This window comes from Rhodospirillaceae bacterium (genome assembly GCA_018660465.1).
Classification (GTDB): domain Bacteria; phylum Pseudomonadota; class Alphaproteobacteria; order Rhodospirillales; family JABJKH01; genus JABJKH01.
On sequence record JABJKH010000060.1, the window covers coordinates 1 to 11,063 of the forward strand.

Annotated in this window: 12 protein-coding genes; 7 read left to right on the forward strand and 5 right to left on the reverse strand. The window is 48.6% G+C overall.

Features of this window, described 5'->3' with window-relative positions; translation table 11 throughout:
• Positions 1–59: 59 nt before the first annotated feature.
• From HOM51_09225 to HOM51_09235, 3 genes are all read right to left on the reverse strand, one after another.
• A complete protein-coding gene (locus HOM51_09225; GenBank protein ID MBT5034688.1) occupies positions 60–521 on the reverse strand; it encodes a selenoprotein B glycine/betaine/sarcosine/D-proline reductase in 462 nt (153 codons plus the stop codon).
• Between the two features lie 10 nt (positions 522–531).
• Positions 532–822: a hypothetical protein gene (locus HOM51_09230; GenBank protein MBT5034689.1), complete on the reverse strand. Its 291-nt coding sequence runs from the start codon at positions 820–822 to the stop codon at positions 532–534.
• Positions 823–909: 87 nt separating this feature from the next.
• On the reverse strand, positions 910–1,161 hold the full coding sequence (locus tag HOM51_09235) for a hypothetical protein (protein ID MBT5034690.1): 252 nt from the start codon (positions 1,159–1,161) through the stop codon (positions 910–912).
• 191 nt (positions 1,162–1,352) lie between these two features.
• Here HOM51_09235 and HOM51_09240 point away from each other — a divergent pair, with 191 nt between their 5' ends.
• From HOM51_09240 to HOM51_09255, 4 genes are all read left to right on the forward strand, one after another.
• Positions 1,353–1,730, forward strand: a complete 378-nt coding sequence (locus tag HOM51_09240) for a helix-turn-helix transcriptional regulator (protein MBT5034691.1) — start codon at positions 1,353–1,355, stop codon at positions 1,728–1,730.
• Between the two features lie 36 nt (positions 1,731–1,766).
• Positions 1,767–2,018 (forward strand): hypothetical protein, encoded by a 252-nt coding sequence (locus HOM51_09245; protein ID MBT5034692.1) that lies wholly within the window; start codon positions 1,767–1,769, stop codon positions 2,016–2,018.
• 78 nt (positions 2,019–2,096) lie between these two features.
• Positions 2,097–2,432: a carboxymuconolactone decarboxylase family protein gene (locus tag HOM51_09250; protein ID MBT5034693.1), complete on the forward strand. Its 336-nt coding sequence runs from the start codon at positions 2,097–2,099 to the stop codon at positions 2,430–2,432.
• A 203-nt stretch (positions 2,433–2,635) separates the two neighbouring features.
• Entirely contained in the window at positions 2,636–4,195 is a 1,560-nt protein-coding gene (locus HOM51_09255; protein ID MBT5034694.1) for a hypothetical protein, read from the forward strand.
• A 13-nt stretch (positions 4,196–4,208) separates the two neighbouring features.
• Here the strand turns inward: HOM51_09255 and HOM51_09260 are convergent, their stop codons facing one another.
• Both HOM51_09260 and HOM51_09265 read right to left on the reverse strand, forming a co-directional pair.
• Entirely contained in the window at positions 4,209–5,867 is a 1,659-nt protein-coding gene (locus tag HOM51_09260) for an acetolactate synthase large subunit (GenBank protein MBT5034695.1), read from the reverse strand.
• Between the two features lie 33 nt (positions 5,868–5,900).
• Positions 5,901–7,295 (reverse strand): aldehyde dehydrogenase family protein, encoded by a 1,395-nt coding sequence (locus HOM51_09265; GenBank protein MBT5034696.1) that lies wholly within the window; start codon positions 7,293–7,295, stop codon positions 5,901–5,903.
• A 241-nt stretch (positions 7,296–7,536) separates the two neighbouring features.
• On the opposite strand from HOM51_09265, the gene HOM51_09270 reads away from it, so the two are divergent.
• The 3 genes from HOM51_09270 to HOM51_09280 all read left to right on the forward strand — a co-directional run bounded on the left by HOM51_09270 (position 7,537) and on the right by HOM51_09280 (position 10,933).
• Positions 7,537–8,571: a zinc-binding dehydrogenase gene (locus HOM51_09270; GenBank protein MBT5034697.1), complete on the forward strand. Its 1,035-nt coding sequence runs from the start codon at positions 7,537–7,539 to the stop codon at positions 8,569–8,571.
• A 56-nt stretch (positions 8,572–8,627) separates the two neighbouring features.
• A complete protein-coding gene (locus tag HOM51_09275; GenBank protein MBT5034698.1) occupies positions 8,628–9,698 on the forward strand; it encodes an amidohydrolase in 1,071 nt (356 codons plus the stop codon).
• 215 nt (positions 9,699–9,913) lie between these two features.
• Entirely contained in the window at positions 9,914–10,933 is a 1,020-nt protein-coding gene (locus HOM51_09280) for a hypothetical protein (GenBank protein ID MBT5034699.1), read from the forward strand.
• The last annotated feature ends 130 nt before the right edge of the window (positions 10,934–11,063 follow it).

Below are 11,063 nucleotides of genomic sequence, written 5' to 3' on the forward strand. Positions count from 1 at the left end.
GCGAACCCTGCTCGTTCTAAGAAATGTCCAAGGCCGCCCACGGCGCCCGTGCAGGACGGTCAGACGGGACAGAGGACAATTGCCGTCACGTTATCCTTCTTCAAGGTGCGGCTAATTTCCTCAATATTCGGCTTCATTTTACCAGGAGGTGTCGCCCCCATGAACGCGTAGTGATAATCCGCAACCGATCCAATCACCCCTTCTTCTGCTAGCTCGTTCAATCGATCAAGCGGCAAAGCCACGTTGATGTCTTGCTGAAAGCCTGAGCGATCGAAATTCGTCGATACGTGGCTCATGACGAAATCTTCGGCAGCGAGATCTTTTTCAATTATGCGATAATCACCACTCTCGTGAGTAAAGGGGCGGTCGCCGCGCCGATGCACGCCGGCGGTTGATATCAGCGCGACTCGACAGTCTTTCAATTCAGGTGGTTTAACAAACGCCGCATCACCGTACTCCGGCATAACCCGTGCCCGAAATTCCTTTTGGAAATCGTCGGGAAATTCATCCACCTGCACCATAACGCGCCCCCTATTTTTCGTTCCACCAACAGTCCCGCATAAAGTCGACGTATTCGTCTTTATCAACGGAGGTAGATTTCGCGAATAAATTCATGACTGGGTCATCTTCAATGTCGATTTGCAAACCATCGGCAAATCTGTTCCAGAAATTGAAAAACCCAGAAACCATTGATATTTCAACGATCTGCGCTTCATTGAAGTGCTTTTTTAGTTCCGGCATAGCCTGTGGATTTTCCCGGTATGTCTTTTCCGTCAACACCTCGGCCCACTTAATGGCTGCCTTCTCATCCGCAGTGAACAAATCCGAATTTTCATAATCGCCCTCAATTTCAGCGATCAGTTCTTCTTCAAAGCCTAACGCCCGACCGAGCGTTACATTATGACCTGTTCAATACTTGCACCCATTGAGTGTCGAAGTCTTCAAAATGACCATCGTCTTGGTTCGGACAGACAAGATATCCGTGACCTCTTCGCGTAACGCGGCCACTAGAAACCCAAAGATTGCCTGCGATAATTTAGGTGAATGAGACGCAACGCGAACAGCATTCGCAACCCGGCCAAACATCTTTGTGCTGTGTTCAAAAAGCACCTTGGCCTCGGGCCCTGCATCTTCATCAGAAATTATTGGTAAATGAGCCATGAAAAATCTCCCGCAATTTAATTTTATCAAACGACGTTACGCTTACACGTACAAATTGACAAGTACAGACAATATTGTATTGTATGCTCCAATTGGTTCCTTAGGGTAATATTTTCTACTTAGACTCATTAGAATATCGATAGGAACTAAAAACCTTCATTGGTTATACAAGATTGCAAGAGGACTCGATTATGGTGGCCATTCATGACATTCCAGATTCTCGACCGTTCCAAAAAGTGCTGACACGTCTCTCAAATAAGTGGAATGTTCTGGTAATCCGTCGCTTGGCAAAGAAAACCATGCGTCATTCCCAGCTGAAGCGGGATATCGGAAATATTTCACAGAAAATGCTGACACAAACGCTCCGGGAACTCGAACGATCAGGATTGATTGAACGCAAGGTTTTCCCTGTCATTCCGCCGAAAGTGGAATATTCCCTGACGGATTTAGGCAAGACTCTCGTCGAACCTTTAAATGTATTGTGCGGGTGGGCAATTGAACATATCGATGAAGTCGAAAGTGCGGTCGAATCTTACGATGTCCGCAAAGAACTTGAACTTGAACAATAGGCACAAATAAGCCGAAAAATGGAGGAAGAGTCCCAAATGGACAGACTAACAATGCTTGATACAGAAATCGCCGATACAACGGCTAAAACCGTTTATGATGCGGCAGTCGACATGCTGGGGCGGGTTCCCCATTCTTATCGCGTGATGATGCATTCACCGCTCGTGTTGATGACACTTCTTCCCTTTAACGCGGTAATGCAACGCGAAGGTGCTGGCAGCATCCTGACCACCAAGCTCAAAGAAATGGTGGTGGTTAAAACGTCCCATGTGAACGGCTGCGAATACTGATTTGCGCACAACACGTCGCTTGGTCAAGCGGCAGGCATATCTGACGAACAAATCGAAGTCATTGGAACGGACGACTATATGGAGTCTGATCTGTTTAGTGATCGTGAAAAGGCGGCAATTCTTTGGGCTGAGCATGTTACTAAAAACACCGCTCGTTCCCGCGATGACGTCTATGAAACCGTTCGCGCTCAATTCAGCGAAGCCGAAATGGTTGAGTTGACGATGATGAGTGGATTGTTCAATTTTTACAATAGGTTCATGGATTCTCTTGGGGTTCCACTTGAGATTCAAGGTGAGGTCGATAAGATCAAGAGATCAGTTAATCTAGACCCTGCACGCGTCAAACAGTACATGCAGACTTTGATTGACAATTGGCCAGATGAATTTCCAACCCCGAACCCAGATGTAACGTAAAAATATTAACGCGGGATGCCGATAAGTACTGATTTCTTGGTCATGTACCAAGTGGTAAGTTAGTACTTGTTGCTCCCGCTCTCGATAAGCATTAACTTAATTTAGTATTTTTAATCGGGATGATATTTTCCCGGGTGTATAGTTGCGAACTTAAGACATCTACGAATTAATTGACCTCGATATAATTTAATTTTGGGCTTCATATGAACGCACCATCAAATCAGGGCGATAATTCAAGTGCCTGCCAAGTTAATGAGGCTGAATCATCTCAACTGCTGATAAATGCCAGTGGCAGTGAAAGCGACCTTGATAATGGTGCTGTCCTTGGTGATCGTTTTTGGGAAACGGACCGAAAACACCGATATGTTTATTTCTCTCCCCCCATTGGCGCGCTAATTTTTCCTGTCAAAGACCTTGTCGGCAATAAGCCTTGGGAGGTCTCTTTGCGCAATCCCGAAATTGATTGGGATGTTCTTCGCTCCATTATGAACAGCCACGAGCCCTTTCATGATTTTAGAATAGATCGTAAGGGTCTTAACAAGCGCGACTTGCGTATGTCTGGGCATCCCGTATTCGATGAACAGGGAGAATTCCAAGGCTATCGCGGTGCCCTTATAGATGAGACCGATGAAGTCAGGTCTCATAAACGGGGCACTCTTATGCAGGAAAGCCTGTTCAACTCTTTGGATGATATTAGGGTTGGGGTCATTCTTTGGGATTCGAACAAAAAATTCGTCTACTGCAACGACTATTACCGAGGAATCCGAGGACCTATTTCCGAAGCCCTGACACCAGGATTTAGTTACGAAGATTTTATTCGGTTAATAGCTAAGAGTGGGCAAATTCCAACGGGTGATGTCCCCGTTGAGGACTGGATTAGAGAAAAAATTTCAGAGCACGATGTCAGCACCTTTAGAGCCGAGTATCAGTTAGACGATGGGCGGTGGTTCAGCCTCAGCAAGCGGCGTCTTGAGTCGGGAGGTGTGATTGATTTTCATATCGACGTAACTCTCATGAAACGCCGAGAATCAGAGGCCCTTGTTGCCAAAGTCGAAGCTGAAAAAGCCAATTTAGCCAAATCGGAATTTTTGTCTTCCATGAGCCACGAATTGCGAACTCCAATGAATGCCGTCTTGGGGTTTGCTCAACTGATGGAGTACGACCCTGTTAATCCGGTTAACGATTCTCAAAGAGACAGAGTTCATCAAATTCTTAAAAGCGGTGAATATCTTTTGGAGTTGATCGACCAAGTTCTCGAACTCAGTAAAATAGAGGCCGGAAAACTTTTGGTTTCCATGGGAAAATTCGCAGCGAAAGATGTGATAGAAGATAGCCTGACTCAAGTGAGGTTGCGTGCCGAAGAAGGTAAAATTGAACTCATTGATCAAACGAACGAAACCTCCCTTCCCGACATTTGGACAGACCCGGTGCGTCTTAAACAAACTCTCCTAAATTTAATATCAAATGCCATTAAGTATAACCACCCAGGCGGAAAAATTACCCTAACCAGTGAAGAGCCAGATGATAAAAAGCTACGCATCAGTGTCGCTGATACGGGAAAAGGTATCTCTAAGGATATGCAAGATAACGTCTTTAAAGCGTTCGAGCGTCTGGGCCGCGAAGCGGGACAAATCGAAGGTACAGGTATCGGGCTTTACATCAGCAAACAGATCATTGAGCAGATGGGCGGACATATAGGCTTCGAAAGTATCGAGGGTAAGGGCAGCACATTCTGGATTGATATTCCCAAATACGCCCCCTGACCCTCATATTCAACTACATCGCAACCGATACATTCCCTAATCTGTCGGTCAGCTTCATATTTTCCGCATAGTCTACAGGCACAGCAATTAGCGCTGGCCCATCTTGAGCAAAAGCTTCTTCTAAGGCAGGCGTTACTCCGTCAGCACTTTCGACCGTCGTGCCCCACATGCCGAATGAATTTGCCAGCATGGTGAAGTCAGGATTGGTGAAGGCCAAGTCTGAATGCTTCCCATTAAAGCCGTTTTGCTGTTTCCATTTGATCAAGCCGTATTCACCATCGACCCAAACCATGCTGACGACGTTCTGCTTCATGCGAACGGCGGTTTCTAGCTCCTGTACGTTCATCATAAACCCGGCATCGCCGCTGATCGACAAGACCTTGCGGTCGGGACAAGCATACTTCGCGCCGATTGCTCCCGGCATGGCGAATCCCATGGTGCAAAAACCGTTGGAGATCAGGCATGTATTGGGCTCAATGCATTGATAATAACGGGATATCCACATTTTATGGGCGCCAACGTCTGAGAGAACAATGTCATTCGGTCCCATAAATTGCCGCACGTCCCAAAGGATTTTCTGGGGCTTAACCGGAAATCCGGTATCATCCTTTTCAGCCTCAAAATCCTTGGTCATGATATCACGGAGCTTTTTCCGGCTGGAGATATCAAATAAGGGAAACTTGTCCTTCGCCCGCCTTTCAAGTTCCTCGTTAATCTGCCAGAGAGCATCCGCCAAATCAGACACAATATCGACGGCAACCTGGAAATCTTTATCGACTTCGGCCGGCTGAAAATCCATATGAACGATGGTTTTGCCGGGCTTTCTGTTCCATGCGTCAGGCGAATACTCGACCAAATCATAGCCGACCGTAATCACAACATCAGCATCATCGAAGGCTAAATTATTATAATCGCCGCTGCCCAAACCCATGGTGTAGAGGCAGTGGTCGTCTGTCATTGGCAAAGCCCCCTTCCCCATGAAGGTGTTAACCACGCCGATCCCGGTGTTATGTGCCAAACGTTGAAGCTGGGTCGCGGCCCGTTTCCGGATGGCGCCATTGCCCGCCAGGATGATTGGGTTCTTTGCCCCCATGATGGCATCGACGGCAGCCACGACCGCTTTGTGATCCGCCGCAGGACGCCGTACCACAGCTGGAGTAATCGGAAGATCGCCAATTTCTTTCTTAGCAATGTCTTCGGGCAATTCGATAACCGTAACACCCGGCTTTTCAGCTTCTGCAATTTTGAAGGCTTTTCGCACGACTTCAGTAATGTTTTCAGCAGCATAAATCGACTGCGCCCATTTGCTGATCGGTTCCATCATGGCGATGGAATCCATGTTCTGATGGCTCTCTTTATGCAGGCGTTTGGTTGATCCTTGGCCAATAATCGCAACAACCGGTGCGCGGTCCATGTTCGCGTCAGCAAGTCCTGTGACAAGGTTCGTTGCACCGGGCCCTAAGGTTGCCAAGCAAACACCGGCTTTACCTGTTAAACGACCGTAGGTATCCGCCATGAAAGCAGCAGACTGTTCGTGACGACACAGCACGAATTCAATCGGACTATCAAGCAACGAAATCATCATGTCGGCGTTTTCTTCGCCAGGAACACCAAAAATCCGCTCAACACCTTCATTTTCGAGACATTTAACAAATAGATCAGACGCTTTCATAACATTCCCTTCCCTGTATTTTTTGTTTTTGCTTCAAAGCTCATCTGAGCGAAGAACCATCATTTTCTGGATTTGCATTTCGTGAATGGTGTGCGGGATACCGCCAACGCCGTGTCCTGAATGGCGAGCCCCTGCGAATGGCATCCAATCGACCCTGAATGCGGTATGATCGTTGACCATAATCGCGGTTCCATCCAAGCGTTTGTAGGCCCTGAATGCGGTATCCATGTCCTTGGTAAAAACAGCTGCTTGGAATGCAACGTCCAAACTATTGGCGCGATCAATCGCCTCATCCATGTCTGTGTACGGATAAACGCAGATGACCGGTCCAAAGATTTCTTTTTGCGAGACCTCAGCATCGCCCGGCGGGTCGAATAAGACCGTTGGTTTATAGCAGCTGTCAGATACGCGCTCGCCCCCACTGATAAGCTTTGCACCGCCCTCCACCGCAGCCGTGACCCAATCATGCACGCGGTCTACTTCTGCTGTACGAATCAGCGGCCCGACTTCTGTATCAGCTTCTGTCGGGTCACCTACCTTCATCTTATCGCCCTCAGCGGCAAGCGCTGCGGCGAGGTCCTCCGCAATATCTGCATGGGCGAAAATACGTTGTACAGACACACAAACCTGACCGCCGTGGTAAAAACCGCCCTTGGCCAATCTGGGAATGGCGGCGGCCATGTCAGCATCCTTGGCGACAATTACCGGTGCGGCTCCGCCGTGTTCCAACGCCGCCCGAGTTCCGGGTGCCAGTTGTGACCGTAACATCCAACCAACTCGCGCACTGCCGATAAAGCTAAACAAAGCGTTTCTGGGATCAGTGACCAACTTGGTTGAAAGATCAAGGTTTTCAGGGACCACGACCTGAGCCCAATCCTTCGGCAATCCGGCTTCATACAAAATTTCGACAAAGGAGAAACAACTCAGCGGCGTTACCTCTGCTGGTTTCACAATGACCGGGCATCCTGTTGCAACAGCCGGTGCAACCTGATGGACGATCAAATTAAACGGATGGTTAAACGCGCTAACAGCGACGACCACCCCGATGGGTTCGGGCTGTGTAAATGCTGCATGCCCCATGGAGGCAGGGTTAATTCCCATGGGAATAACTTCCCCGCCCTCAGCACGCATGACTTCGACGCAGTTTTCAACGCCGTCTGCCGCGCGGTCTAACTCAACCAATGAATCGGCCAAGGGTTTTCCGCCTTCGCGGGCGGCCTGAAGGGCAAGTTCTTCGCGACGTTCTTTGATGATTTCCGCCGTGCGACGTAAAATATCCAACCGCTCCGGCAAGGGAATCCAGCCATCCCTATTTTGAAAAAGCGCATGCGCTTTGGCCAGCGCGCGCTCTATATCGTCGGCGTTAGAGTTCTGAACTTTACCGATTTCCGAACCGTCAAAAGGCGCGGTGACATTGATGGCAGCCATCCCTGTTCTTCCTCCCTGTCCTCTTGAAATTGAGGCGGAAAGCCTAGCAGTATGACTGCTCACCCCCCAAATTTAGTCGGCACGTTCAAACATTTTTGCTTTTATTATTGTGCCTTCTCGCCCCAATATTACCCGCATCATTTAATAATTGCGGTTATTTTTATCGAATGATTGTGCTCGCTTCATGGATTTGAAGCAACAGGATTTCGGTAACGCATTAACGAAAACAGGAAAAATTAGAATGAAAGCTCTCGTATTACACGCTCCAAACACACCGTTTTCGTTGGAAGAAGTACCTGATCCAACCCCAGGTCCAGGCGAAGCCGTTGCAAAAGTCCTGGCCTGTGGCTCAGGCCTAACCATTCAGCACGTCAAGGCGGGCCGAATGGACGCCAAGTTCCCAATTATTATCGGCCATGAAATCACCGCAGAAATCGTCGAGGTTGGTGCGGGCGTAACAGGTTTGGCGGTCGGCGACGCTGTCACCAGCTATTATTACCTAAACTGTGGTCATTGCCGTATGTGTCACGCCAATCTTGAGCCGCTTTGCTTACATCCGGGCGGTAACATTGGTCGAGAATGCGACGGTGGGTATGCGGAATACATCAAGCTACCCGCGCATTTATTCCTAAAATTTCCAGAGGGCTTGGACTACAAATCAAACCCAGCCGAAATTGGCGTCGTCATGGACGCCATTGCCACGCCTTACAAAGTACTGAGACGGGCCAAGGTTACAGGGCGCGATACCGTTGCCATCTTTGGTGCGGGTGGCGGGCTTGGTATTCATCAAGTCATGATGGCCAAATGGGCAGGGGCCCGGGTAATCGCGGTCGATATAGCCTCAGACAAGTTCCAGGCCTGCAAAGACGCTGGTGCCGATGAATGTGTTGATCCATCGGACGGAAACGCTGTCGAAGCATTGATGGACCTTACGAATGGAAAAGGCATCGACGTTGCCATTGATTACGTCTCGTTCAAAGAAACAATAGAACCGGCAATCCAAGCCCTCGCACCCAAAGGTCGTTTCGTGACCCTTGGGGGGGCCGGACAAACGTTTGAACTTAATGCCCATGATATGTTGCTCAAAGAATTGGACATCCTTGGCAGTCGCTACGTTACGCGGGCTGAAATTATCGAAAGCCTAGAATTGGTCCGCGATGGCAAAGTATGGCCCATCGTCACCGATATTCGCCCCATGGCAGAGGCAGAGGGATTACACGAAGCCGTGGAAATAGGGGCCGTCACCGGACGAGGCGCGCTATTGATTTCAGGCTGATAACGGGGTTAAACAGCACACAAACAAATCCAATCTAATCAAAGGAATAACCAAATATGTTTTTTAAGTGCGCAACTCACGCGCCGCATGCTGATCATGCTGCGGGCAAACAGGTCAGTAATGGCCTGAAATCCTTGGTTGTTGACATCCATTGCCATGCCGAGCTTCAGGAAATCAAATCCAAAACTCAGGAAGCTGCTGAGAAAATCGGCCGCCTGGCTTTGGCCTTTGGCAGTCAAATCACCAAAGAAACCAACCAGCAACAGCTCAAGGACCTCGCCCCAAAGTTCTCTGACCTAAACGAACGATTAGCCGACATGGATGCTGCCGGGATCGACATTCAAGCTGTCTCCGTCCCGCCATATCAGTTCTGTTATTGGACAGATTCTGAAACCGGGCGCGAAATTTCCCGTCAATCAAACGAACTGTTGATCGAACTTCAAAGCAAGAACCCGGATCGTTTGTGCCCGCTTGGTACGGTCCCCCTTCAAAACACCGAAATGGCAGTTGCTGAGTTGGAATATTGCGTGAAGGAGTTGGGCATGAAAGGTGTCGCCATCTCCACCAACGTGAATGGTGAAGAGCTCTCCAGCCCTCGTTTAGACCCCTTCTTTGCCAAGGCTGTGGAGTTGGACGTGCTTATCTTCGTTCATCCAGAAGGCTTCACACAACCAGACCGACTGACCGAGCACTATTTTATCAACCTGCTTGGCCATCCCATGGAAACCAGCATTGCCATCAGTCACTTGATTTTTGATGGCACCTTGGAACGTCACTCGGGGCTTAAAATTTGTTTCGCCCACGGCGGCGGCTTTTTGCCGGCTTATGCGGGGCGGATGGATCACGCCTTCCCGTTACGGCCTGATTGCCAGACCAAAATTTCCAAACTTCCTGGCGAATACATGCAGCAACTCTTCTTCGACACCGTGGTCTTCGAACCCGATCAGTTATCGCATCTAATCAATCGCTATGGTTCCGACCATATCCTTTTGGGTACGGATTTTCCCTATGATATGGGTGAAACCGACCCCTTAGGTCTGGTTGGCAAGGTCGATGGGCTTAGTGAGGACGATGTTGCATCGGTTTGTGGACTGAACGCGGCGCGACTGTTGAAACTCGACGCCTAAATTCCTCAATCCTGCAAAAAATAAAAGGGGCACCTTACACAGGTGCTCCTTTTTTATTGGATTCACTTACGTGGATCATCAGCGTATAATAATAGATTGGTAATTATTGAGGCTTCACAAAAATACGGTAAATTATCCCAAGACGTTTAGCTTGTATTTACAAATAGGTGTTAATAAAGAAGAAAATTACACACTGCGTTCTTGTTGGGGGAATCATGAATACCTTGCGTCAGGCTGGTTTTTACACGGCAGCAATTGGTTTTACGTGTGCGTTGTACGTATTTACCAGCACACCCGCGATTTCGGCCGTAGTTAAATGTTCAACCCTTCTCAGCAATGTCCGTAAATCTGGTGAAAAACCCAAAGTCGTCATTAACGATTGGATGGGGATTGTCTCCGTTACGGGAAAGTCGGATTCCTGTAAAGAACCCTTAGAAATTTGGAATAACCGCCGAATTAAGGGTTACCCGACAACCCACATCTCGACTAAACCTAAATTGCCGACCCAGCAACCGCGACAAAGTGCCCCTTCAACATCGACCAAGGCACCAGCACGTGATTCGGGCCCCGGTGATAAATCCTTCGGCACCAATCGTAAGGATCAAAAGAATATGAATATGGGGGGTCCTTTGGTCACCCGGTGCGAGATACAGCTTGGAGAAGTCTGGCGTGAAGGAAAATACGAAGTCGGTAAATCGTCGTATTACCTAGGTCGAATCTTCACAATTGATAGCAATCATGACGGACTTACAGACAATGTCGGTTTTGTTTTCCAACGGACTGGAAAGAAGGATTTGCTCGCCTATCACAATCCTTCTCCGGGAACTTTGCATATCGCGGCAGTCGTGGGTCTAAAATCCCTTCCAACTGACGAAATCCCCCTCCTTTGCTTCGGCCAGGTCAATTACAACGTTCCAGTTGAAATGGTCGATTTGAATAAAGACAAGAAAGAGACCCAGGCCTTCGCAGTTCCTGATCTTGAAAAAGAGATGAAAGCTCGCGCTGCGGGCAAACCAACCCCCGATGAAATAGCCGCAGCGAAAAAGCAGGCTGCAGAAGCGGGCCTTGGACTCGGGGTCTGGATTGGTATTGCGATCGGTATTTTGGTCCTTATCGGGGGTATCGTGTTCATCCTCGCCAGGATGGGTAAAATCCCGTTCCTTAAGAGCATGCGCAAGCGCTCTGAAGATGATTTCTTACCGTCTTCTGAGGATGATGACGAAGAAGATTTCTGATCCTCGAGCCATATAGACAAATAAACTCTACCAATTCAATCGAATGACGGTTGATGTCGCCCCCACCACAGTTTAGAAGACTTCCGCTGGAGAGGTGCCAGAGCGGTTGAATGGACTGGTCTTGAAAACC